The organism is Cellulomonas sp. S1-8 (genome assembly GCF_026184235.1).
GTDB lineage: Bacteria > Actinomycetota > Actinomycetes > Actinomycetales > Cellulomonadaceae > Cellulomonas.
On sequence record NZ_CP110806.1, the window covers coordinates 1,865,978 to 1,889,816 of the forward strand.

The 23,839-nt window shown below is 75.4% G+C and carries 19 protein-coding genes; 11 read left to right on the forward strand and 8 right to left on the reverse strand.

Annotation, left to right across the window (positions count from 1 at the left end; all coding sequences use genetic code 11):
* Positions 1–12 precede the first annotated feature (12 nt).
* Both OKX07_RS08330 and OKX07_RS08335 read right to left on the reverse strand, forming a co-directional pair.
* Entirely contained in the window at positions 13–834 is an 822-nt protein-coding gene (locus OKX07_RS08330) for a DNA-formamidopyrimidine glycosylase family protein (RefSeq protein WP_265631359.1), read from the reverse strand.
* Between the two features lie 18 nt (positions 835–852).
* Positions 853–5,952: a DEAD/DEAH box helicase gene (locus OKX07_RS08335; protein WP_265631360.1), complete on the reverse strand. Its 5,100-nt coding sequence runs from the start codon at positions 5,950–5,952 to the stop codon at positions 853–855.
* Positions 5,953–6,018: 66 nt separating this feature from the next.
* On the opposite strand from OKX07_RS08335, the gene OKX07_RS08340 reads away from it, so the two are divergent.
* The 6 genes from OKX07_RS08340 (at position 6,019) to rny (ending at position 12,947) form a co-directional block, all read left to right on the forward strand.
* Positions 6,019–6,261, forward strand: a complete 243-nt coding sequence (locus OKX07_RS08340; protein ID WP_265631361.1) for a DUF3046 domain-containing protein — start codon at positions 6,019–6,021, stop codon at positions 6,259–6,261.
* Between the two features lie 118 nt (positions 6,262–6,379).
* Positions 6,380–8,482 (forward strand): alkaline phosphatase family protein, encoded by a 2,103-nt coding sequence (locus OKX07_RS08345; RefSeq protein ID WP_265631362.1) that lies wholly within the window; start codon positions 6,380–6,382, stop codon positions 8,480–8,482.
* The gene (locus OKX07_RS08350) at positions 8,479–9,285 is read left to right on the forward strand and encodes an MBL fold metallo-hydrolase (protein ID WP_265631363.1); all 807 of its coding nucleotides are present in this window, start codon (positions 8,479–8,481) and stop codon (positions 9,283–9,285) included. Before OKX07_RS08345 ends, OKX07_RS08350 begins: the two co-directional genes overlap by 4 nt.
* A 218-nt stretch (positions 9,286–9,503) precedes the next feature.
* Positions 9,504–10,541, forward strand: coding sequence for a recombinase RecA (recA, locus tag OKX07_RS08355; RefSeq protein ID WP_265631364.1), 1,038 nt, complete (start codon positions 9,504–9,506; stop codon positions 10,539–10,541).
* Positions 10,542–10,546: 5 nt separating this feature from the next.
* Positions 10,547–11,146 (forward strand): regulatory protein RecX, encoded by a 600-nt coding sequence (locus OKX07_RS08360; protein ID WP_265631365.1) that lies wholly within the window; start codon positions 10,547–10,549, stop codon positions 11,144–11,146.
* A 268-nt stretch (positions 11,147–11,414) separates the two neighbouring features.
* Positions 11,415–12,947, forward strand: coding sequence for a ribonuclease Y (gene rny, locus OKX07_RS08365; RefSeq protein ID WP_265631366.1), 1,533 nt, complete (start codon positions 11,415–11,417; stop codon positions 12,945–12,947).
* Positions 12,948–12,966: 19 nt separating this feature from the next.
* Here the strand turns inward: rny and OKX07_RS08370 are convergent, their stop codons facing one another.
* From OKX07_RS08370 to OKX07_RS08385, 4 genes are all read right to left on the reverse strand, one after another.
* Positions 12,967–13,848, reverse strand: coding sequence for an amino acid ABC transporter permease (locus tag OKX07_RS08370; RefSeq protein WP_265631367.1), 882 nt, complete (start codon positions 13,846–13,848; stop codon positions 12,967–12,969).
* Entirely contained in the window at positions 13,845–14,492 is a 648-nt protein-coding gene (locus tag OKX07_RS08375; RefSeq protein WP_265631856.1) for an amino acid ABC transporter permease, read from the reverse strand. The genes OKX07_RS08370 and OKX07_RS08375 overlap by 4 nt, the downstream gene beginning before the upstream one ends.
* 90 nt (positions 14,493–14,582) lie before the next feature.
* On the reverse strand, positions 14,583–15,473 hold the full coding sequence (locus OKX07_RS08380) for a glutamate ABC transporter substrate-binding protein (protein WP_265631368.1): 891 nt from the start codon (positions 15,471–15,473) through the stop codon (positions 14,583–14,585).
* 61 nt (positions 15,474–15,534) lie between these two features.
* Positions 15,535–16,329 (reverse strand): amino acid ABC transporter ATP-binding protein, encoded by a 795-nt coding sequence (locus tag OKX07_RS08385; RefSeq protein WP_265631369.1) that lies wholly within the window; start codon positions 16,327–16,329, stop codon positions 15,535–15,537.
* A 131-nt stretch (positions 16,330–16,460) separates the two neighbouring features.
* Between OKX07_RS08385 and miaB the strand changes: the two genes are divergently transcribed.
* Together miaB and OKX07_RS08395 are read left to right on the forward strand one after the other, a co-directional pair.
* Positions 16,461–18,092, forward strand: a complete 1,632-nt coding sequence (gene miaB / locus OKX07_RS08390; protein WP_265631370.1) for a tRNA (N6-isopentenyl adenosine(37)-C2)-methylthiotransferase MiaB — start codon at positions 16,461–16,463, stop codon at positions 18,090–18,092.
* Positions 18,093–18,179: 87 nt separating this feature from the next.
* Positions 18,180–19,769: an aspartate:alanine exchanger family transporter gene (locus OKX07_RS08395; protein ID WP_265631371.1), complete on the forward strand. Its 1,590-nt coding sequence runs from the start codon at positions 18,180–18,182 to the stop codon at positions 19,767–19,769.
* 4 nt (positions 19,770–19,773) lie between these two features.
* Here OKX07_RS08395 and OKX07_RS08400 read toward each other — a convergent pair whose 3' ends face one another.
* On the reverse strand, positions 19,774–20,295 hold the full coding sequence (locus OKX07_RS08400; protein ID WP_265631372.1) for a YbjN domain-containing protein: 522 nt from the start codon (positions 20,293–20,295) through the stop codon (positions 19,774–19,776).
* Positions 20,292–20,876 (reverse strand): YbjN domain-containing protein, encoded by a 585-nt coding sequence (locus OKX07_RS08405; RefSeq protein WP_265631373.1) that lies wholly within the window; start codon positions 20,874–20,876, stop codon positions 20,292–20,294. Before OKX07_RS08405 ends, OKX07_RS08400 begins: the two co-directional genes overlap by 4 nt.
* Positions 20,877–20,954: 78 nt before the next feature.
* On the opposite strand from OKX07_RS08405, the gene OKX07_RS08410 reads away from it, so the two are divergent.
* Genes OKX07_RS08410 through dapF form a run of 3 tightly spaced genes read left to right on the forward strand, consistent with a single transcriptional unit; the run spans position 20,955 to position 23,676 of the window.
* The gene (locus tag OKX07_RS08410; protein WP_265631374.1) at positions 20,955–21,731 is read left to right on the forward strand and encodes a hypothetical protein; all 777 of its coding nucleotides are present in this window, start codon (positions 20,955–20,957) and stop codon (positions 21,729–21,731) included.
* Positions 21,728–22,684: a tRNA (adenosine(37)-N6)-dimethylallyltransferase MiaA gene (gene miaA / locus OKX07_RS08415; RefSeq protein ID WP_265631375.1), complete on the forward strand. Its 957-nt coding sequence runs from the start codon at positions 21,728–21,730 to the stop codon at positions 22,682–22,684. The genes OKX07_RS08410 and miaA overlap by 4 nt, the downstream gene beginning before the upstream one ends.
* Positions 22,681–23,676 carry a diaminopimelate epimerase gene (dapF, locus tag OKX07_RS08420; protein ID WP_265631376.1) on the forward strand — a complete coding sequence of 332 codons (996 nt, stop codon included), beginning with the start codon at positions 22,681–22,683 and terminating at the stop codon, positions 23,674–23,676. The genes miaA and dapF overlap by 4 nt, the downstream gene beginning before the upstream one ends.
* Positions 23,677–23,839: the final 163 nt, after the last annotated feature.

Sequence of the window (23,839 nt, forward strand, 5' to 3'; positions counted from 1 at the left end):
TCGCGCCCCGGCTCAGGTGCGTCCGCGCACCTGGCAGCCCGGGCACCAGAACACCCGGCGCTGCGTCGGTGGCTCGCCCACCTCACCGCGCGCGACGCGGGCACCGCAGCGTCCGCACGTCCGGCCCTCGCGGCCGTAGACCGTCGCCGGGGGGCGGCCCGAGGCGACCGCGGCGCGGAGCTGCGCCCGCGCCGCGCGCAGGACCTCGTCGGCGTCGGTGACCTGGTCGGCCGGTGCCCAGGGCCACCAGCCGCGCGCGAACAGCGACTCGGCCATGAAGATTGTGCCGAGTCCGGCGACCACGCGCTGGTCGAGCAGCACCTCGGCCACCGGTCGAGGACCTTGGGCGGACCAGCGGCGCAGCGCCTCGTCGATCCCCGGCGTGGGCAGGTCGAGCACCGGGGGCCCCGCCCACGGGACGCCCGGGCTGGTGTCGAAGTCGCCGTCGAGGACGTCCGGCCCCAGGTGACCCAGCAACGTGCGTTCGGCGCTCGTCGGGACCACGTCGAGCATCCCCAGCAGATACCCGACGGCCGTCCAGCGCTCGTCACCCAGCACCGCGCGGACCTGTGGTGAGCGGGCGGCGGCGCGGCGTTCCGCGGTCGGGACGATCCGCCACGTCCCGTCCATCCGCAGGTGGGTGTGCAGCGTGCGGCCGTCGTCGAACCGCGTCAGCAGGTGCTTGCCGTACGGGCGGGTGCCCAGGACCGTGCGCCCGGTGAGGTCCACGGTGGCGGCCGTCGGCCACCGCAGGTCCGCACGCACCAGCCGGTGCCCCGCCAGCGCACGGTCGAGGTGCGCGGCCGTGCGCCGCAGCACGTCACCCTCCGGCACGGCGCTCCCCGTCGCGTGTCACGACGCCTGCAGACGCAGGCCGCGGGGCGTCGTGAGGAACCCGGCAGCCGTCAGCGCGGCCGCGGCAGGCCCGGCGAGCACCTCGGACGAGAGCACCTGCACGCCGTCGATGCGCTCCACGGTCAGTCGCCCGGAGCGGCGGTCGCGAGTGGTGGTGACGAGGGCAGCGGCCGCGGCCGCCAGGACCGCCGGGTCGTCGGTGAAGGTGAGCAGCGTGCGTCCGCCGCGCTCGAGGTACAGCACGAGCGCCCCGTCGACGAGGGTGACCAGCGCCCCGGCCTTGCGCCCCGGGCGGTGGCGTGCGCCGTCGCGGCCGGCGGGCGTGTCGGGCCAGGCCAGCGCGGCACCGTAGGGGTTGGCCGGGTCGGTCGCCGCGAGCACGACCGACCACGGGAGGTCCTGCCGCGAGCCCCCGCGGTCGCTCACCCCGGGGGACCACGTGCCGGGTCCCGACGGAGCGCCCCACGCCGGGGGCGGGACGTCCTGCCAGGGCAGGGAGGGGCCGGCAGCGGGTGCCGCGTCGCGCCGGTCGGCGGCACGCTCGCGCGCCCGGTCCACGACCTCCGCGTCGGAGCGCAGACGGTCGACCGCGCCCGGAAGGGCGAACTGCGACCCACCGAGACGTTCCACGAAGTAGCCGCGCCGCACCTGCCCGGCCTGCTCGAGCGCGCTGAGGACGCGGTACACGCCCGCGAACCGCCCGCCGATGCCCTCGGCGGGTGCGACCGCGCGCGTCAGCACGCCGTGGCGGTCCAGCAGCTGTGCCGCGAGGGCGTGCGCGCGCACGGTCACGTCGGGTTCACGCGGCGGCAGCAGGGACCAGCGCCCGGCGCCCGGGCCCGACGACCGGGCCCCGCCCCGCGCGCCGGCGACGTCGAGGGACGCGCCGGGCAGGCCGAGGCGGCCACCGGCCCGCAGACCCAGACGGGGACGCAGCGGGCGACCCCGCACGGGTGCGCTGCGCGTGCGGTGCGCCGTCGCGCCGCCCGCGAGCCACGCGCGCAACGGGCCGAGCCCGTCGTTCGTCACCCGACCGGCCCACACCAGGTCCCAGAGCGCCGCCTGGACGCCGGCCGCGTCGGGTGGCGCGTCGTCGTCGAGCCAGACCGCCGCCACGCGGTCGGCCAGGGACGCGAGGAACCAGGCGCCGCCGTCCTCCAGCGCCGTGAGCACGGCACGGTGGGTGCGCTCCGCGGCCGGGGCGTCGGGGTCGTCGAGGTCGGGCACGGGAGCGAGCGTCAGGTCGGCGACGGCTGCCGGGTGCAGCGAGACGAGGCCGTCGTGCCCGGCCAGCGGCGCGTGCCCCGCCCACAGCACCTCACCCGCGGACGTCAGCTCGTCCAGCATCGCCGGCACGTAGTCGGGGACGCGTGCGGGGAGCACGTGGGTCTCCAGCGCCGACGCCGGCACGGCGAACCCGGCGAGCTGCTCGACCGCCCGGGCGACCGCGTCGACGCCGCGCAGCCCGCTCGGGCGTCGTCCGACCGCCTGCACGCCCTGCCACTGCGGCAGGAACACCCCGAGCGCCTGCGGGTCGACCGGCTCGACCTGCGCGCGCAGCGCGGCGAGCGAGCGCTGCCGCAGCCGGCGCAGCACGTCGGCATCGCAGAACTCGTCACCCGTGCCGCCGAGGACGTCCGGACGCAGGCGTCCCTGCACGAGCACGCCGGACGCCTCCAACCGGCGCAGCACCTCGGTGACCACCGCGATGCCGAGGCCGAAGCGCGCGGCGGCCTGGGCGGCCGGGAACGGGCCGTGCGTCCGCGCGTGGCGGCGCAGCAGGTCCGCCAGCGGGTCGGGGAGCACCTCGGTGAAGACCTCCGGCACGCCGACGGGCAGCGCCACGCCGAGCGCGTCCCGCAGGCGACCGGCGTCCTCGACGGCCGCCCACTGCTCCGCGCGCCCCGCGGGCTGCCCGCCGAGCCGCACGCGGATGGCCCGGCGCGCGGCGGCGAGCTCCTCGAGCCACGCGGGCACGTCGTCGCGCACCTCGGGACGCGTGCGCGCCGCCACCTCGTCGGCGGGCAGCGGACCGTGGCGACGCAGCACGTCGGCGAGCTGCTCGATCGTGCCGGCCTGCCGGTCCGGTGCCGTGCCCGCGAGCTCGGCCTCGGTGCGCTCGACCGCCTCGGGGTCCAGCAGGTCGGCGAGCTGCGACTCGCCCCCGGTGCCGAGCAGCTCGGCCAGGAGCGTGGGGTCGAGCGTGAGGGCAGCGGCGCGACGCTCCGCGAGCGGGGCGTCGCCCTCGTAGAGGAACTGCGCGGTGTACCCGAACAGCAGCGACTGCGCGAAGGGGGAGGGGTGCGGGGTCGTCACCTCGACGACCCGCACCCGGCCCGCACCGATGTCGCGCATGAGCGTGATCAGCGCACCGGTGTCGAAGTCGTCCTGCAGGCACTCGCGGACCGCCTCGAGCAGGATCGGGAAGTCCGGGTACCGCACCGCCACCTCGAGCAGCTGCGCGGCGCGCTGGCGCTGCTGCCACAGCGGTTGCCGGCGGTCCGGGCGTCGCCGGGGGAGCAGCAACGCGCGCCCGGCGGCCTCGCGGAACCGCGCCGCGAACATCGCGGACGCCCCGAGCTCGTCACGGACGGCCGTCATCACCTCGTCCGGGTCGAGCAGCAGGTCGTCCAGCGTGAGCCGCGGCCCGCGGTCCTCGCCCGACGCGTCCTGCCCCCACTCGGGGTCGACGGCGCCGTCGAGCACGTCCGGCAGGCGCAGCACGATGCCGTCGTCGGCGTGCATGGCGGCCGCGTCGACGCCGTACCGCTGCCGCAGGCGCGCCGCGAGCACGAGCGCCCACGGCGCGTGGACCCGCGCGCCGTGCGGCGAGTGCAGCACGATGCGCCAGTCGCCCAGCTCGTCACGGAACCGCTCGACGACGACGACCGTGTCGCTCGGCAGCTGACCGGTGGCTGCCTGCTGGTCGCGCAGGTACGTCAGCAGGTTGTCGGCCGCCCACGCGTCCAGCCCGGCGTCCTCCACGCGCGCGCGGGCACCGGCGTCGGGCAGGGCGCCGATCTCCCGGACCCACGCACCCACGGCCCGCCCGAGCTCGGCGGGCCGCCCCGGGGCGTCGCCCTTCCAGAACGGCAGGCGGCCCGGGACGCCGGGCGCGGGCGTGACCAGGACGCGGTCCGGCGTGATGTCCTCGATCCGCCACGTGCTCGACCCGAGCGTGAACGTGTCGCCGACCCGCGACTCGTAGACCATCTCCTCGTCGAGCTCCCCGACGCGCTTGCCCCCGCGGATCCGGCCGCCGGAGCGCTCGGCGTCGGCCGCGACGTCGCTCGACTCGCCCCCGCCGGCGAGGAACACGCCGAACAGCCCGCGGTCCGGGATCGTGCCGCCGCTCGTCACGGCGAGCCGCAGCGCGCCCGGCCGCCCGGACAGGACGTCGGCGACGCGGTCCCACACCACGCGCGGGCGCAGCTCGGCGAAGTCCTCCGACGGGTAGCGGCCGGCGAGCATGTCGAGCACCGCGCGCAGCGTTCCGTCCCCGAGCGTGGCGAAGGGCGCCGAGCGCCGCAGCACCCGCGCGAGGTCGTCGAGCGGCCAGTCGTCGACCGCCACCATCGCGACGACCTGCTGCGCGAGCACGTCGAGGGGGTTCGCGGGCACCGTCAGCGACTCGAGCTCGCCGGAGCGCATCCGCAGTGCCGTCACCGCGGCGGGCACCAGCTCGCCGCGGTACGTCGGGAACACCACCCCGCGCGAGACCGCGCCGACCTGGTGCCCCGCGCGCCCGACCCGCTGCAGGCCGCTGGCGACCGACGGCGGCGCGCCGACCTGCACCACCAGGTCGAGCGCCCCCATGTCGATCCCGAGCTCGAGCGAGCTCGTCGCGACGACGGCGGGCAGCCGGCCCGCCTTCAGCTCGGACTCCGTGCGCGTGCGCTCGGCGCGGCTCATCGAGCCGTGGTGCGCACGCGCGATCACCGACGTGGCGTCGCGCGTGTCCACGCCCGCCGACGTGCCCGACTGCCCCGGCACCGCCGCCGCACGCACCGCACCCGGGTCGGGGACGTCCGCGCCGTGCCGCTCGGCCCACACCTCGTTGATGCGCGCGGTCAGCCGCTCGGCGCCGCGCCGCGAGTTGGTGAAGACGAGCGTCGACCGGTGCGCGGCGACCAGGTCGACGACCCGTTCCTCGACGTGCGGCCAGATCGACGCGCGCGGCGGGCGCTCGCCCGGTGCGACGGACGACGGCGCCGTGCCCGGGGCCGGGGCGCCGAAGCCCGCGAGGTCCGGGTCGATGCCGGGCCCGCCGTAGCGGTCGACCGAACCCGGGACCGTCCCTGCGGCGCCGGGCCGCGCAGCGGCGGCGAGGTCGCCCAGGTCGGGGACCGGCACGACGACCTGGACCTCGATGACCTTCTGCGACGGGGGCTGCACGACGACGACCTGCCGCCCCCCGTCGGCCGGGGTGCGCGCCCCGCCGAGGAAGGCCGCGACCGCGTCGACGGGCCGCACGGTCGCCGAGAGCCCGACACGCTGCGCCGGGCCCGGACCGCCGTCGGTCTCGAGCAGGTGGTCGAGGCGCTCGAGGCTGACGGCGAGGTGCGCGCCCCGCTTGGTGCCCGCCACCGCGTGGATCTCGTCGACGATCACCGTGCGGACGCCCGCCAGGCCGCGGCGCGCACCGGACGTCAGGACGAGGTACAGGGACTCCGGCGTCGTGATGAGGACGTCGGGCGGCGACGTCGCGAACGCTCGACGCTCGGCGGGCGGGGTGTCGCCCGTCCGCAGGCCGACGCTCACCTCGGGCAGCGTCCGGCCCTGGCGCGTCGCGGCCTGCCGGATGCCGACGAGAGGTGAGCGCAGGTTCCGCTCCACGTCGGTGGCCAGGGCCTTGAGCGGGGACACGTACAGCACGCGGCACCGCTGCGTCGGCTCGGCCGGGGGCTCACCCGTGAGCAGCCCGTCGAGAGCCCACAGGAACGCGGCCAGCGTCTTGCCCGAGCCGGTGGGCGCGACCACCAGCGCGTGGTCCCCTCCGGCGACGGCCTCCCACGCACCCGTCTGTGCGGCCGTGGGCGCGTCGAAGGCACCCGTGAACCACGCACGGGTCGGCTCGGAGAAACGGTCGAGCACCACCGGGCCATTGTGTCGGCAGGCACCGACACGCGCGCGTCCCCCGTTGCCGGTGGCAGGCTGGGGGGCGTGAGGTATCGCGAGCTGACGCACCTGGTGGACGACGTGCTGGGCCCCGTCCAGGGCCGGCTGATGCTCACCGAGCTCGTGCTCGGCGAGCTGGGGGACCGCACGGGCGCGGCGGCGCTCGCGGACGGCGCCGAGCCGCGTGACGTCTGGCACGCCCTGTGCGACGCCCTCGGTGTCCCCGAGGCCGCGCGCTGGGGCAGCGACCCGCACCGCCAGGCCCCGCCGCGGCACGCAGGACGCTGATCGACGGGGTGGGCGAGCGCGTGGGGGCGGGGACGTGACACCGGACGGCACGGCGCGGACGGGGGACGACGCGCGACGTCCGGCGGCCGGCGCGCGGCGGCTGCCGCGGGGGGTCGACGTGACCGACGCGCTGCTCTCGCTCGTGGTGACCGCCCTCGGCCTGGGCGTCGCCGTCGCGGTCGTCGACGGCGTCTCCGCGAGCGCGTGGGGTGTGCTGCTGGCGGCGCTCGCCGTCGCCGTCGGCGACCTGCTCCTGCGGCTGCCGCTGCGGATCCTGGCCGGCGCCGCGGGGGCGGCCGGAGCGCTCCTGGCCGGGCTGGCCGCGCAGGTGCTCGTCGCGTGGGCCGCGCTGAGCGTGGCCCCGGGCGTGACGGTGACGTCCGGCTGGGCGGTGCTGTGGGTGCTGCTGCTCACGTCCGTGGTCATGGCCGCCGGACGCCGGTTGTGGGGCTCGAGCGACAACTCCTACGTCGTGGCCGACGTCGTGCGCCGCGCGCGGCGTCACGCCCGCGCCGCGGGTGCGTCGGGCACGGGACAGCGACCCCCCGGGCTGCTCGTCGTGCAGCTCGACGGCGTCAGCGCGCCCGTGCTGGTCCAGGCGGTCGACGCAGGGCTCGTCCCGACGATGCAGCGGTGGGTCGAGTCCGGGACGCACGTGCTCGACGCGTGGTGGGCGACGGTGCCCTGCACGACGCCCGCCGCGCACGCCGGCCTGCTGCACGGCGCGGCGGACCAGATCCCCGCGTTCCGCTGGTGGGACCGCGACCTGGGCCGTCTCGTCGTGACGAACCACCCGTCCGACGCGGCGCTGGTCGAGGAGCGCCTGAGCGACGGTGCGGGCCTGCTGTCCGGCGGGGGCACGGCGGTCGCGACGATGTTCTCCGGCGACGCCGCGTCGGCGTACGTCGTCATGAGCCGCGGACGCCGGCACGGGCTGGGTCCCGGCCCCGGCTACGCACGCTTCTTCGCGCGGCCGTTCGTGCTCGCGCGCGCCGTGACCGTCACCGTCGGCGAGGGGGTCAAGGAGCTGTACCAGGCCCGGCGCCAGGCGGTGTACGACGTGCGGCCGCGGGTGGCGCGCGGGGGCTGGTACGTGATCCTGCGGGCCGTGACCAACGTGCTCCTGCGCGACCTGGCGACGTCGCTCGTCGCGGACGCGCTCGTGCGCGGGGACCCGACCGTGTTCGTCGACCTCGTCGACTACGACGAGGTCGCGCACCACGCGGGGCCGACGCGGCCCGAGTCCCTGCGCTCGCTCGAGGGCCTCGACCAGGTGCTGCGCGTCCTGGACGAGGTCGCGCGGGTCGCCCCCCGCGACTACGACGTCGTGGTGCTGTCGGACCACGGGCAGACCCTCGGTGCGACCTTCGAGCAGGTCGAGGGCAGGTCCCTGCTGGACACGGTGCGCGCGCTCATGGCGGAGCCGGGGCTGCGCGGCGTCGAGAGTGCCGACGGCGAGGAGTGGGGTCCGCTCAACACGCTGCTCAGCAGCGTCCTGGGCCGCCCCGGGGACCCGGTCGTGCTGGGGCCGGACGCCGCCGCGGACCGGCGCCGGCGGCGCACGCGCCGGGCGGACGGCCAGCCGGGCGGCGGCGAGCGCGGGCGTGCCGCGGACGCCCGTGAGCCCGAGCAGCCCGTGCCCGACGTCGTCGTGGTGGGATCGGGCAACCTCGGGCTCGTGTGGTTCCCGGACGCTCCCGACCGGCTCCTCCTGGAGGACCTGCAGGAGCGCTGGCCGGGCCTGGTCCCGGGACTGGCCGCGCGGCCCGCCGTGGGGGTCGTGGTGGTCGACACGCAGGCCCGTGGCCTCGTCGCCGTCGGTGCCGGGGGGCTGCGCCTGCTGGAGGCCGACGGCGACGTCGTCGAGGGCGACGACCCGCTCGCGCCCTACCCGTCGCGGGCGCGTGCCGACCTCGTGCGCGCGGCCCGGCTGCCGCACACCGGCGACCTGCTGCTCGTGTCCTCCGTCGGGCCGCGGGGCCAGGTGCACGCGTTCGAGGGGCAGGTCGGCTCGCACGGGGGCCTCGGCGGCGACCAGAACCTCGCGTTCCTGCTGCACCCGGCCGACCTCGTGGTCGACGACGCGCGCTGCGAGGACGTCGACGGGCGACGCGTGCTCGTCGGGCCGGACGCCGTGCACGCCCAGCTCGTCGCGTGGCTCGTCGAGCGCGGGGTGCGTGCGGCAGCCGTCGCCGACGTGCGCCCGCGGGAGGACGCGTGAGCGTGCACGCGCGGTGGCTGGGGCACGCGACGGTCGTCCTGGACGTGGGCGGTGTGCGGATCGTGACGGACCCGCTGCTGCGCAGGCACGCGGGGGTGCTGCGGCGGCGCGGCGACCGCGCCCCGCTCCCGTCGGAGTGGCGCGGGGCCGACGCCGCGCTCGTGTCGCACCTGCACCACGACCACGCCGAGCTGGGCTCGCTGCGGATGCTCGGACCGGTGCCGGTGCTCGCGGCGCCGTCGAGCGCGCGCTGGCTCGGCGACCACGGGCTGCACGGCGTCGGTGTGGCGCAGGGGGAGTGGCACACGCTTGCTGCCGGGGACGTGCAGGTGCGCACGGTGCCCGCCGAGCACGGGCACCGGCCCATGCCGCACCGCCCCAACGCCGCGACGGGGTTCGTCGTGCGTGGCGGCGGGCTCACCGTGTGGTTCGCGGGGGACACCGGCCCGTTCCCGGGTCTGGCGCGCGTGCCGGAGCTCGCCGGTGCGCCCGTCGACCTCGCGCTGGTCCCGGTCGGGGGCTGGGGGCCGCGGCTGTCGGGCGGCCACCTCGACCCCGTCGAGGCGGCGCGGGTGTGCGCGCTGGTCGGCGCCCGCGTCGCGGTGCCCGTGCACTGGGGGACGCTGCACGCGCCGGCGTCGCGCCGCCTGCCGCCGGGTTGGATGGACCGGGCGGGCCGGGCGTTCGAGGCGGCGGTCCACCGCGTCGCGCCGCACGTGGAGCCGCGCGTGCTCGCACCCGGCGAGGTGACCGAGGTGACCGAGGTGACCGAGGTGGACGCGGGGCGACCCGGACGGACATGACGACACGCCGCGTGTCGGGTTGCGTGATCGAACACCTGTTCGGCTACCGTGGTCACTGGTGACGCGGTCGAACCGACCACAGCCCCGCCCGGCGACGAGCCGGTCCACGGGTCCGCGGGCGGTCCGGTCGAGATGTCGGTGGTCGGGCATAGCGTCGCCGCGACAAGACCAGCCCCCGCAGGAGCAGCACGACGCTGCACGAGACGACGAGGTGGACCATGCCCGCTCCGGACCGCGCGAAGGCCCTCGAGGCCGCACTCAGCCAGATCGACCGCCAGTTCGGCAAGGGGTCGGTCATGCGCCTCGGCGACGACGGCCGTGCGCCGGTCGAGGTGATCCCGACCGGCTCCATCGCGCTCGACGTCGCGCTCGGCATCGGCGGCCTGCCGCGCGGGCGCGTCGTCGAGGTGTACGGGCCGGAGTCCTCCGGCAAGTCGACCCTCGCGCTGCACGCGGTCGCCAACGCCCAGAGGGCCGGCGGCATCGCCGCGTTCATCGACGCCGAGCACGCCCTCGACCCCGAGTACGCCAAGAAGCTGGGCGTCGACACCGACGCGCTGCTCGTCTCGCAGCCGGACAACGGCGAGCAGGCGCTCGAGATCATGGACACCCTGATCCGCTCGGGCGCGATCGACATCATCGTCATCGACTCGGTCGCGGCCCTGGTGCCGAAGGCCGAGATCGAGGGCGAGATGGGGGACTCGCACGTGGGTCTGCAGGCGCGGCTCATGTCGCAGGCGCTGCGCAAGATCACCGGCGCGCTCAACGCGTCGGGGACCACGGCGATCTTCATCAACCAGCTGCGCGAGAAGATCGGCGTGTTCTTCGGCAGCCCCGAGACCACGACCGGTGGCAAGGCGCTCAAGTTCTACGCGTCGATCCGCCTGGACATCCGCCGCATCGAGACCCTCAAGGAGGGCACCGAGGCGGTCGGCAACCGCACGCGCGTCAAGGTCGTCAAGAACAAGATGGCCCCGCCGTTCAAGCAGGCCGAGTTCGACATCCTCTACGGCGTCGGGATCTCCCGCGAGGGCTCGCTCATCGACATGGGCGTCGAGCACGGCTTCGTCCGCAAGTCGGGTGCGTGGTTCACGTACGAGGGCGACCAGCTGGGCCAGGGCAAGGAGAACGCGCGCAAGTTCCTGCGCGACAACCCGGACCTGGCCAACGAGCTGGACAAGAAGATCCTCGAGAAGCTCGGCATCGGCGCGAAGGTCGACGCCCCCGCCGACGCCCCGGTCGCCGTCGACTTCTGACCGGCATGGGAGAGCTCACCGGCCGGCCCGCGGCACGTCGCCGCGGCCGGCCGGTCTCCGAGCCACCGGAGGACGGCCCGACGGCGCAGGACGCCGAGCCTGATCCGGAGTCCGTCGCGCGGGCGATCGTGCTGCGGCGCCTCACGGGCGCGCCACAGTCGCGGGCACAGCTCGCGGACGCTCTCGCGCGGCGCGACGTCCCGGAGGGCGTCGCCTCCCGCGTGCTCGACCGGTTCACGGCCGTCGGCCTGATCGACGACCAGGAGTACGCGCGCATCCTCGTGCGATCGCGGCACACCGAGCGTGGCCTGTCGCGACGGGCACTCGGTGTCGAGCTGCGACGCAAGGGCATCGACGACGAGATCGCGGCGGTCGCCCTCGAGGACGTCGACGACGCCGACGAGGAGCGAGCCGCGCGCGACCTGGTGCAGCGACGGCTGCGCTCCACCGCCGGGCTCGAGACGGCGGTGCGCATCCGGCGCACCTACGGCGCCCTGGGCCGCCGCGGGTACGCCTCCGGGCTCGTGGCACGGCTGGTGCGCGAGGAGCTCGCGCGCGAAGGCGCCGACGTCGATCCGGAAGGCGCCGACGACGGACGCGGGTGACATCCGGACCGGACCTGCCGGGATCACCCTGTGCGTGCGACCGTCCCCGACGTGAGCGGACCGGCGATCTCCGAGGTCGGCGTCACGCGTGCCCACCTGGCCCAGGAGGTCGTCGCGGGGGAGCAGGCGCGGTGCAGGTGCGGCCCGGTGGGGGACCCGCCAGGGGGACCGTCGACGCCTGACCGGGCGCGGCGGCACGGGACGGACGGGCCGACCACCCACAATGGGGGTGACGGCACCCAGCGCGGGCGCCACGTCGGGAGGTGCTGTGGAGCCGGGTGCGTTCGCGATCGTCGTCGGGCTGCTCGGCGCCTGCCTGGTGGCGCTGATCCTCGTGCTCACCGCTCGGCGCGAGGCCGACCAGCAGCGCCGCCACGCGACGGACGAGGTCGCCCGCATCCGCGACGACGCACGGGCGATGCTCGCCGACGCCGAGCGCCGCGAGCGCCGGGCGGCGGACCGTGAGCGGGAGCTGGCCACGGAGCGCACCCAGCTCAACGAGCTCGAGCGCCGCGTGCGCGCCGACGCGGACGCCCTGGCCGACCAGCAGCGGTCGGGTGCGCGAGCGCTGGACAAGGCGGAGCGAGCGGCCGCTCGGACGCTGGCCGACGCGGACCGCGCGGCGGCGGAGCGGCTCAACGACGCCCGGGCGCAGGCCCGGTCCGAGCTGGAGTCGGTCGGCGGGCTGACGCAGGAAGAGGCGCTCGCCGAGCTCACGCGGCGGATCGCCGACCAGGCCACGAACGACGCCGCCGGTCAGGTGCGGCGTGCGGAGGCCCAGGCCCGTCGCACGGCCGACGGCCGCGCCCGGCGCATCGTGGCCTCCGCGGTGCAGCGCCTCGCGGTGCCGACCAGCGCCCAGGTCGTCGTCTCGATCCTGCCGCTGCCGTCGGACGAGCTCAAGGGGCGGATCATCGGCAAGGAGGGCCGCAACATCCGGCACTTCGAGGCGCTCACGGGCGTCAACGTGCTGGTCGACGAGACCCCGGACGCGGTCGTGCTCTCGTGCTTCGACGCCGAGCGGCGCGAGGTCGCGCAGGTCACGCTCGAGGCCCTGATGGCCGACGGGCGCATCCATCCGCAGCGGATCGAGGCGGCGTACGCGGAGGCGCTGGAGGGAGCGGACGAGCGGCACGACGCCGCGGGCCACGACGCCGCTGAGCGCGCGGGCGTCGACCGGCTGCACCCGGAGCTGGTACGGACCATGGGGCGCCTGCGTCTGCGCTCGTCGTACGGGCAGAACGTGCTCGAGCACCTCGTGGAGTGCGCCCAGCTGGCTGCCGGCATGGCGGCCGAGGTCGGCGCGGACGTCGCGGTCGCCCGCCGCGGCGCGTTCCTGCACGACATCGGCAAGGCCCTGACGGGGCAGGTCGCCGGGACGCACGCGGCGGTGGGTGCCGAGCTCGCGCACCGGCACGGCGAGTCGGTGGCCGTGGTCAACGCCATCGCGGCGCACCACGACGAGGTGCCCCCGGCGACCGTCGAGGCGGTGCTGGTGCAGGCCGCCGACGCGGTGTCGGCCGCCCGGCCTGGTGCCCGCCGGCAGGAGATCGACGTCTACGTCGAGCGGATGGGCGAGCTCGAGGCGCTCGTCGCGGCGCACCAGGGCGTGCGACGTGCGCTCGCGATGTCGGCGGGCCGCGAGGTCCGCGTCGTCGTCGAGCCGGACGAGGTCGACGACCGTGCGCTGCCGCAGCTCGCCACCGCGATCGCGAAGCACATCGAGGCGGACCTGACCTACCCGGGGGAGATCCGGGTCACCGTGGTGCGCGAGCTCCGGGCGAGCGCGACCGCAGGCTGACCCGCCGCCACCCGGCGGCTCACCGCGAGCTGCCGGTGCCCCCCGTCGGGAGGACCCCTGCCGTGACGTCGACCGCAGGCGCCGCGGTGCGTCGCGAGCGTCCGCGGAGCCGGAGCGCCAGGCGTGACAAGGAGATGTTGACGACGAGGTAGATGCCGGCGCCCACCGCGAAGAGGGCGACGAGGTAGGAGTTGCCGAAGTACTGGCTGTTGTTCTGGATGGCCTTGAGCAGCTCCGCGTACCCGACGATGAAGCCCAGCGACGAGTCCTTGAGCAGGACCACGAGCTGGGCGACGAGGCTCGGCGCCATGGTGCGCAAGGCCTGCGGGAGCAGCACGAGGCGCAGCGTCTGGGACCGCGACAGCCCGACCGCGTAAGCGGCCTCCGTCTGGCCCTTGGGCAGCGAGGCGAGGCCCGCACGCACGATCTCCGCGATGATCGCCATGTTGTAGACCGTCAGCCCGAACACGACGGCCGCGAACGCGCTCCAGCCGAACGCGAGCAGCGCGAAGAACATCATGAGCAGTACGGGCAGGCCGCGGAACAGCTCGATGACGGCCGTGGCGGTGAGGCGCACGGGGGCGATGCGCGTCGTGCGGAACACCGCCAGCACCAGGCCGAGGACGAAGGCGAGAGGTGCGGCGACGGCGGCGGCGCGCAGCGTGGCCCCGAGGCCCACGACCAGCAGGGAGCGCCACACGTCGGCGGCGGACTGGTCCTTGGGCGGGTCCCACAGGACGTCCCAGCGGTCGAGCGCGAACACCCCGCGCCCGGCGGCGTACCAGACGCCCAGGCCGAGGAGCGCGAGCACGACGAGGGCGGCGATGCCGGAGCCGATGCGTTCGCGCCGCCGCGCCAGAGGTCCGGGGGCGTCGTACAGGATGGAGATCGGGGAGGTCATCGTGCGAACGCCACCTTCCGCTCGAGCAGGTTGGCGAGCTGGCCCGCGGGGATCGTCACGACGAGGTAGAACAGCGCGACGCCGACGAGGACCAGGACGACGTCGGAGGGGTTCTGCTGCGCCACGCGTCGGCCGGTCGCCATCAGCTCCACGACGGCGAACCCGGCGGCCACCGACGTGTTCTTGGCCAGGGCGATGATGACGTTGATGAGCGGCGGGATGACCGACCGGACGGCCTGCGGGAGGATCACGCTCGTCAACGACTGGCCGAACGTCAGCCCGATCGCCCGCGCGGCCTCGGCCTGGCCGATCCCCACCGCGTTGATGCCCGACCGCACGGCCTCGGCGACGAACGCCGACGTGTACGCGGTGAGGCAGATGACGGCCGTCCAGTACCCGAAGGGGAGGATGACGCCGAACTGCGGGAGGACCAGGACGGCGAAGAAGAAGATGAGCGTCAGCGGCATGTTGCGCAGCAGCTCGGTGTAGACCGCGCCGAAGGCGCGCAGCGAGCCCAGCGGTGACACGCGCATGGCCGCGATGGCCAGTCCGATGACCAGCGCACCGGCACCCGCGACGAGGGTGAGCTGCGCGGTCATGCGGAAACCCGCCAGGTAGGCCGGCATGTTGTCGGCGATGACCATGAGGTCCACGCGTGTCCTCCGGAACGTGCGACGGGCGGTCGGCACGCCACCGGGCCGCCCCTGACGGGTGCGGCCCGGTGGCGGGGTGGCTCAGTAGCGGTCGACCGTGGGGGGCTCGGGCGTCGGCAGCACCGTGCCGGCCGTGGACTCCCACGCCTCGACCCAGCTGCCGTCCTCGAAGCTCTCCTCGAGCACGTCGTTGATCCACATCCGGAAGTCGGTGTCGTCGAGCGCGAGGCCGATGCCGTACGGCTCCTCGGTGAACGGCTCGCCGCGCACCTCCAGGTCGTCGTACTGGTCCGCGAAGCCCGCGAGGATCACGTTGTCGGTGCTGATCGCGTCGACCTGGCCGTTGCGCAGCGGCTCGATGCAGTCGGAGTACGCCCCGAGCGCCTGGACCTTCGCCTCCGGGAAGTTCGCCAGCAGGTTCGCCTCGGGCGTGGAGCCCGACACGGTGCAGACGTTCTTGCCCGCCAGGTCGTCCGGCCCCTGGATGTCGGAGTTCGACGCCAGGGTGAGGATCGACTGGCCCGCCAGGTAGTACGGCCCGGCGAACGAGACGACCTCCTTGCGCTTGTCGTTGATCGTGTACGTCGCGACGACGATGTCGACCTCGGCGTTCTGGATGAACGGCTCGCGGTTGGCCGAGATCGATTCCTTCCACTCGATGTCCTCGGGCGCGATGCCGAGCTTGTCGGCGATCATCGTGCCGATCTCGACGTCGAAGCCCTCGGGCACACCGTCGGGGCCGACCAGGCCGAACAGCGGCTGGTCGAACTTGGTGCCGATCGTGATCGATCCGGCCTCGGCGAGGCGGGCCATCGTCGACCCCTCGGGGAACTCCGCCATCTCCTCCTCGACGGCCGTGGCGTCGTCGGCCGGCTCGGCGGTCTCCGCGGGGTCGGCGTCGCCCGCGCAGGCGGTGAGCACGAGCACGGTGGCGGACATCAGGGCGATGAGCCCGGTGCGGACGGGTCGCATGGTGCGTCTCCTTCGATGGCGTCGGCGCGGGTGGCGCCTGGGTGAGGGTCGGAGCGTCGGCTCAGTGGGTGAGGATCTTCGACAGGAAGTCCTGCGCCCGGTCGCTCGTGGGCGCGGTGAAGAACGTCTCGGGGTCGGCCTCCTCGACGATCTGACCGGCGTCCATGAACACCACGCGGTGGGCCGCGCGACGCGCAAAGCCCATCTCGTGCGTGACCACGACCATCGTCATGCCGTCGCGGGCGAGGCCGACCATGACGTCGAGGACCTCGTTGATCATCTCGGGGTCGAGCGCCGACGTCGGCTCGTCGAACAGCATGGCCTTCGGGCGCATCGCCAGCGCCCGCGCGATCGCGACGCGCTGCTGCTGCCCGCCGGACAGCTGCGCGGGCAGCTTGTCCGCCTGGTCGGCGACCCCGACCCGCTCGAGGATCTCCATGGCCGTGGTGCGCGCGTCGGCCGGCTTGACCCGCTTGGCCTTGATCTGGCCGAGCGTGACGTTCTCGAGCACGGTCTTGTGCGCGAAGAGGTTGAACGACTGGAACACCATGCCGACGTCGGCGCGCAGGCGCGCGAGCTCACGCCCCTCGGCGGGCAGCGGCTTGCCGTCGAGCGTGATGGTCCCGGAGTCGATCGTCTCGAGCCGGTTGATCGTGCGGCACAGCGTCGACTTGCCCGACCCGGACGGTCCGATCACCACCACGACCTCGCCCCGGTGGACGGTGAGGTTGACGTCCTTGAGCACGTGGAGCGCGCCGAAGTGCTTGTCGACGTGGTCGAGGACGATGAGGGGCTCGCCTGTCGGACGCGTGTCCACGTCCGCGGGTCCGGGCTCCGCCGTGATGCTGTCGGCCATGTGCCGAACCTACGGGTGCGATGTTGCGAGCGCCATGGATGCGCGTCACGGACCGGTAACACCCTGTTCACATGATGGGCAGACCCCCTGCCTCGTCCGGGCCGCGACGGGCCCGACGTACCCTGGGGGCGATGTCCACGACGCTCCCCGCTCCCCTCGACGCCCTCGCGCCCGCGCGCGCAACGGGCGCCTCGGCCGGTGCGCCCCTGCCGGTCGACGAGCGTGCCCGCACGTACCTCGTCAAGACGCTCGGCTGCCAGATGAACGTGCACGACTCCGAGCACATGGCCGGCATGCTCGAGCAGGCGGGGTACGTGCCCGCGGCACCGGCGGACGCCGCGGCCGAGGACGTCGACGTCCTGGTCATCAACACGTGCGCGGTCCGCGAGAACGCGTCCGACAAGCTGTACGGCAACCTCGGGCGCCTCGCCGGCACCAAGCGGGCCCGCCCCGGTGGCATGCAGATCGCGGTCGGCGGGTGCCTCGCGCAGAAGGACCGGGCGGGCATCGTCGAGCGCGCACCCTGGGTCGACGTGGTGTTCGGGACGCACAACCTCGACGTGCTGCCCACGCTGCTGGAGCGGGCGCGGCACAACGAGGCCGCCCAGGTGGAGATCGCGGAGTCGTTGCAGGTCTTCCCGAGCACGCTGCCCACCCGTCGTGAGTCGGTCTACGCGGGCTGGGTGTCGATCTCCGTGGGCTGCAACAACACGTGCACGTTCTGCATCGTGCCCCACCTGCGAGGCAAGGAGCGCGACCGGCGACCCGCCGACGTGCTGGCCGAGGTCGAGGCGCTGGTGGCGACCGGCGCGATCGAGGTCACGCTGCTCGGGCAGAACGTCAACTCCTACGGCGTGGGGTTCGGCGACCGGCACGCCTTCGGCAAGCTGCTGCGCGCCGTCGGCGCGGTCCCGGGGCTCGAGCGCGTGCGCTTCACGTCGCCCCACCCGGCGGCGTTCACCGACGACGTCATCGCGGCGATGGCGGACACGCCGACCGTCATGCCGCAGCTGCACATGCCGCTGCAGTCCGGTTCGGACCGGGTGCTGCGCGCGATGCGCCGCTCGTACCGGGCGGACCGCTTCCTCGGGATCCTCGACCGGGTGCGGGCCGCGATCCCGCAGGCCGCGATCACGACGGACGTCATCGTCGGGTTCCCGGGGGAGACGGAGGACGACTTCGCGCAGACACTGGACGTCGTGGAACGGTCGCGGTTCGCGTCCGCGTACACGTTCCAGTACTCGCCGCGGCCGGGCACGCCCGCGGCCGACCTGCCCGGTCAGGTGCCGAAGGCCGTCGTGCAGGAGCGGTACGAGCGCCTGGCCGCGCTGCAGGAGCGCATCTCCGGGGAGGAGAACGCCGCGCAGGTCGGCCGCACGCTGGACGTGCTCGTCGCGCAGGGCGAGGGTCGCAAGGACGGTGCGACGGCCCGCATCTCTGGTCGCGCGCAGGACAACCGCCTCGTGCACCTGGCGCTGCCGGCGGGTCTCGGCCCGACCGACGCCCCACGCCCCGGTGACCTCGTCACCGTCGAGGTCACCCGCAGCGCCCCGTACCACCTGGTCGCCGACTCGGCGCTCGTCCCGGGCGGCACGTTCCGGGTGCGCCGGACCCGCGCGGGCGACGCGTGGCAGGCGCGCGCCGAGGGTCACGACGAGCACGCGGGCACCGGTGCCGGCGGTGGCTGCGGCACGGGAGCGGCCGCACCCGCCGGGCCGGTCGTGCTGGGTCTGCCACGCCTGGGACGACCACCCGGGTCCTAGGGACCAGGCCGGCGCGGAGTGCCGGGGCTTCAATGGGTCCGGCAGGGTTGCCGTCCCGCGGCGCCCGCAGCACCCGTGGAGCCCCCCGTGCCCGACGTCTTCCTCTTCCTCGCCCAGCAGCCCGTGCTGCTCCTGTTCGCCGTCATCGGCGTGGGCTCCGCCATCGGCCACGTCAAGGTCCGCGGCGTCGGGCTCGGCGCAGCGGCCGTCCTGTTCCTCGCGATCGGGCTGTCGGCCTGGGCTTCGTCGTACGGCGTCGACCTGGAGATCACCGAGGCGCTCGGCACCCTCGGGCTCACGCTGTTCACGTTCTGCGTCGGCATCGTCTCGGGTGCGACGTTCTTCTCGTCGCTGCGCCGCAGCCTCGCGCCGATCCTCGCCATGGCGGGGGTGCTCGTGCTCGGCGCCGTGGTCGCGGTGGGCGCGGGACGCGTGCTGGGGCTCGACAGCGCCGTCGTCGCCGGCGCCTGGGCCGGCGCCGTGACCAACACGCCCGCCCTCGCGGCCGCGCGCGACGCCGCGGGCGACGACGCCGGCCCGACCATCGGGTACGCGGTGACCTACCTGTTCGGCGTCGTGGGCATGCTGGTGGCCGTGTCCGCCGCGCTGCGCCACCGGGACCGCGACACCGACGCGCCGCCGGTGCTGGTCAACCGCACGGTCCGGGTCGAGGTCACCGGCAACCCCAGCGTGCAGGACCTCGAGCACCGGCATGCCGATCGCATCAAGTTCTCGCGCGTCCGCCGCGGCGAGGAGTCGCCGATCCGCACGGCGGACGACGCGGACCTCCTGCTCCTCGACGACCTCGTGACCGTCGTCGGCCCGGCCGAGGACGTCGACGCGGTCACGCGCGAGCTGGGCCACACGTCGTCGCACCGGCTGGAGGCCGACCGTCTCTACCTCGACGTGCGTCGGGTCACGGTGTCCACGCAGCAGGCCGCGGGCCACACGATCGCCGAGCTGGACCTGCTGCACCGCTTTGGGGCGACGATCTCCCGCGTGCGCCGGGGTGACGTCGACGTCGTCGCCACGGACGACTTCCAGCTGCAGCTCGGGGACCGGGTCCGCGTCATCGCACCGCGCGAGCGCATGGTCGAGGTCTCGACGTGGTTCGGCGACTCGTCGCGCGGGCTCTCGGACATCACGCCCGTCGTGCTGGGGCTCGGCATGGCCGCCGGGATCCTCGTGGGGTCCGTCGCGTTCCCCGTGCCGGGCCGGCTCTTCTCGATCGGCTCGGCCGCGGGCACCCTGCTGGTGGGCCTGGTCCTGGGTCGGGTGGGACGGATCGGCCCCGTGGTCACGGCGATGCCCTACACGGCAGCCCAGGCGATCGCCGAGCTCGGCCTGCTCATGTTCCTCGCGCAGGCGGGTACGCGTGCGGGCGCGCAGATCGGGGCCGCCTTCACCTCGGGGGACTGGCTGCGCATCCTCGCGCTCGGCGTGCTCGTCACGGGCGTCGTCGCGACCGGCCTGTACGTCGTCATGCGCCGCATGTTCCACATCGGCGGCACGCGGCTGTCCGGCCTCATGGGCGGCGCGCAGACGCAGCCGGCCGTCCTGGCGTTCGCGAACGCGCGCACCGGGTACGACGCGCGCGTGGCGCTGGGCTACGCGCTGGTCTACCCGGCGGCGATGATCACCAAGATCGTGCTGGGCCAGGTGCTCGGCGGCCTGTGAGGCGTCAGTTGTCGGGCACGTCCGGCGGCGGCGCGCCGTCGCCCGGCACGATCGGGTCGAGCGCGGCGAACAGCTGCACCCCGGTCCCCAGCCCGCACGCCAGGAGCTGCGCGAGCTGCACGTCGGTCACGCCGGGCTCCAGGTCCGCCGACACCTCGGCGTACACCGCGAGTGCGCCCTCCTCCTCGCGGACGTAGGCCTTCGGCCAGATGCGCTCGCGGTTCCAGTCGTTGACGGCGAGCGCGAGCGCGCGCCGCTGCGCGATCGGCATCGACCGGTGCCAGCGACCGCGGACCTGCAGGATCTCCTGCTGGTCACCCAGGAGCAGGAACCAGAAACGGCTGCCGTCCCAGGTGCCGGTGAGGTCCCCGTCGTCGTCGACGACGAACCGGTAGCCCCGTCCCAGCAGGTAGTCCGCGACGCGGTCGCGCGTCAGGGGGCGCGGCGGCTCGTCGTCCAGGGGGCGGCCCTTGGTCGGCTTCGGCAGCCCCCCGAGGACGCGCAGGAGCCACCCCGGGGTGCTCACGGTGCCGCTCCCGCCGGGTCGGGGTACCGCTCGTCGAGGGCGTCGAACAGCATGCTGCCGGTCGACAGGCCGCAGAACAGGATCTGGCTGAGCTGGGCGTCGGTCGCACCGTGCTCGAGGTCGGTCGCGACCTCCGCGACGACGTGGACGCGCCCGTTGTCACGCACGCGCACGTAGGCCTTGGGCCAGATGCGCTCGGCGTTCCACTCGTTGCACAGGTCGAGCACCTCCTCCAGCCGTTCGATCGCCAGCTCGCGGTGCCACTGCCCGCGGACCTGCAGGATCTCGGCCTGCTCCCCGAACAGGAAGAAGTAGAACAGGCGTCCGCGCCACAGCCCGCCGAGGTCCCCGTCGTTGTCGATGAAGTACGAGAACTGGTTCTCCGACATCCACGACGCGATCCGGGCGGGGGACACGCCGGTCGGGAACGTCGTCGCGTGCTCCGCCGTGCCGAGCTCGCGGACCAGCAGCTCGGCGACGCGGTCGTGCAGCTCGAGGTCGTCGACGGGGGTGCCGGCGGCCTCGGGCGCCGGGCGAGCGGTGGACCACCACCGGTGCGCACGTCGACGGAGCCAGCCCATGGGCCGACCCTACCCGCCGGGACCGACGCTCCGCCGAGCCGGACGGGCGACCCCCGCCGCTCGGGTTACCGTCGGTCCGTGCTCGCCGCCGCTGCTCTGGTCCCGGACACCGTCCTGCTGCTGCCCGGCGTCGCGGGTGCCGCGTCGGGTGCTCCGGCGCTCGTCGCGCTGCGGTCGGCGGCGGCCGACGCGGTGGTGCGCGCCATGACGTCCGCCGACCGGGTGGTGGTCGTCGCACCGGTCCGCGCGGGCGGGGCGGACCGGGCGGTGGTCGGCGTGCTGCACCTCGGTGCCGCCGCGGTCGGCGCCCCTGACCACCTGCTGGGAGCGCGAGTGCCCGACGTGCGGCTCCTTCCCGCGCCCGGTGCGCCCGCCCCGGTCGCGGGGTCACCGGCGGCCGGGGGCGTGGTCGGCGTGCGCCTCGCGCTCGACGCCGGTGTGCCGCCCGACCACCTGCACCTCGTCGAGGTGGGCCCTGGCCCCGTGGCGGCCCTGCGGGCGGTGGGCGCGTCGACGACGGCCGCCGGGCGGACCGCGCTGGTCGTCGTCGGCTCGGGGTCGGCCCGGCACGGCGCGGCCGCCCCACAACCGCCCGACGACCGCGCCGCCGCGTTCGACGCGGACCTGCAGGCCGCCCTGGCGACGGGGGGCGCTGCGGCACGTGACGCGCTCGCGGGGCTCGACCCGACGCTCGCCGCCGCGCTCGCCGTCACGGGCTGGGCGCCGTGGCAGGTCCTCGTCGGGGCGGTCGACGCGGCCGGCCCCCGCGAGGCCCTGGGGGCCCCGGACGTGCGGCACGCGACCGTGTGGCACGGCGCCGCCCACGCGGTCGTCGAGTGGTGGGTCGCGTCGTGAGCCTCGTCGTCGCGCTCGTCGGCCCCACGGCGACCGGCAAGTCGGACCTCGCGCTCGCGCTCGCCGCGGCGCTGGGCGCCGAGGTCGTCAACACCGACGCGATGCAGCTGTACCGGGGCATGGACGTCGGCACCGCCAAGCTCGCGCCGGCCGAGCGCCGCGGCGTGCCCCACCACCTGCTCGACGTGCTCGACCCGCAGCAGGAGGCCTCGGTCGCCGACTACCAGGAGCTCGGGCGCGCCGTGCTCGCCGAGCTCGCCTCGCGTGACGTGCGGGCCGTCGCGGTGGGCGGCTCGGGGCTCTACGTGCGCGCGCTGCTCGACCGCATGGAGTTCCCGGGCACCGACCCGCAGCTGCGGGCCGCGCTCGAGGAGCGTGTGGAGGCCGAGGGTGCGCGTGCCCTGCACGCCGAGCTCGCGGCGGTCGACCCCGTCGCTGCCGAGGGCATCGGACCGCGCAACGCGCGACGTGTCGTGCGTGCCCTGGAGGTCGTCGCGCTCACCGGTCGCCCGTACTCTGCGAGCCTGCCGAGCCACGTGTACGAGGTGCCGGCGCTGCAGATCGGGCTGGACTGCGACCGCGGCGTGCTCGACGAGCGGATCGAGCTCCGCGTCGCACGGATGTGGGACGGCGGCCTGCTCGACGAGGTCGCGCGGCTCGCGACGTCCGGGCTGGGGCGCACGGCGTCCCGCGCCGTCGGGTACGCGCAGGCGCTCGCGCAGCTGGGGGGCGAGCTCGACGCCGAGGCGGCACGCGCCGCCACGGCCGCCGGGACGCGCCGGCTCGCGCGCAAGCAGATGGGCTGGTTCGGCCGCGACCCCCGCGTGCACTGGCTCGACGCGCAGGACCCGGACCTCGTCGCGCGCGCGCTCGACCTCGTGGCCGCCGCCGACGCCGACCGGCTCCCGCCACCCGACGTGCGCGGCCCCGTCCGCCGTACGCTGGGGTCGTGACCGCGCCGACCGCCCCGACGTCCGCGACGACCGCCGCCCCGACCCCGGCGACCCCCGCTCCCGAGCCCCGCGCCGGGCTGCTCGCCGTCACCAAGGGCCACGGCACGCAGAACGACTTCGTGCTCGTCGACGACCGCTCCGGCGACCTCGACCTGACCCCCGGCCTCGTGCAGCTGCTGTGCGACCGCCGCGCGGGCGTCGGCGGGGACGGCGTGATCCGCCTCGTGGCGACGGTCCTGGTCCCCGACGCGCCGGACGACGCGCGGTCGAGCACGTGGTTCATGGACTACCGCAACGCCGACGGCTCGACCGCGCAGATGTGCGGCAACGGCGTCCGGGTCTTCGCGCGGTACGCGCAGCGGCTGGGGCTGTGGGACCCGACGGCCGGGCCCCTCGTCGTCGGCACCCGCGCAGGCGTGCGCACCGTGACGACCACCACCCCCGACGTCGGTCACGGCCCCTGGTTCTCCGTCGGCATGGGGACCGTCCTGCTGCCCGCCGGGACGGCCGCGCTCGCCGACGGCGGCGACGCGCAGGTCGACGTCACGGGCCTGACCGTCACGCGCCCGGGGCTGTCCGTCGACGTCGGCAACCCGCACACCGTCGTCGTGCTCGCGCAGGAGGCCGACCTCGAGCGCGCCGACCTCACGGTCGCGCCCGACGTCCGGCCCGTGCCCGTGGACGGCACCAACGTCGAGCTGGTCGTGCCGCTCGGCGAGCAGGTCTCCGCGGACGGGACCGTCGTCGGCCGGCTGCGGATGCGCGTGCACGAGCGCGGCGTGGGGGAGACCCGGTCGTGCGGCACGGGTGCGGTCGCCGCGGCCGCTGCCGTGCGTGCCTGGGGCGGCGCCCAGGCACCCGGCGTGTGGCTGGTGGACGTCCCCGGCGGCACCGTGCGCGTCACGCTGCGCCCCGACGGGCACGCCGAGCTGGCCGGCCCGGCGGTCCTGGTCGCCGACGTGCGTGTCGACGTCGACGCGCTGACGGCGTGAACGCCGCCCTCACCCTCACGCACCACGACCTCGGTGCGCCGCTGGGCGAGCGCGCCACCCTGCTGCAGGTCTCGACCGCCTTCTGCGCCCCCTGCCGCACCACGCGCCGCGTCCTGGCCCGGGTCGCCGACGCGGTGCCGGGGGTCAGCCACGTCGAGGTCGA

Coding starts and splice junctions, on each gene's coding strand:
- OKX07_RS08380 (WP_265631368.1), bottom strand. CDS start 15,473: ATGCGACCCGTCCGCACCGGGCTCATCGCCCTGATGTCCGCCACCGTG.
- recA (WP_265631364.1), top strand. CDS start 9,504: ATGCCCGCTCCGGACCGCGCGAAGGCCCTCGAGGCCGCACTCAGCCAG.
- OKX07_RS08385 (WP_265631369.1), bottom strand. CDS start 16,329: ATGGCCGACAGCATCACGGCGGAGCCCGGACCCGCGGACGTGGACACG.
- OKX07_RS08370 (WP_265631367.1), bottom strand. CDS start 13,848: ATGACCTCCCCGATCTCCATCCTGTACGACGCCCCCGGACCTCTGGCG.
- OKX07_RS08375 (WP_265631856.1), bottom strand. CDS start 14,492: ATGGTCATCGCCGACAACATGCCGGCCTACCTGGCGGGTTTCCGCATG.
- OKX07_RS08405 (WP_265631373.1), bottom strand. CDS start 20,876: ATGGGCTGGCTCCGTCGACGTGCGCACCGGTGGTGGTCCACCGCTCGC.
- miaB (WP_265631370.1), top strand. CDS start 16,461: ATGTCCACGACGCTCCCCGCTCCCCTCGACGCCCTCGCGCCCGCGCGC.
- OKX07_RS08360 (WP_265631365.1), top strand. CDS start 10,547: ATGGGAGAGCTCACCGGCCGGCCCGCGGCACGTCGCCGCGGCCGGCCG.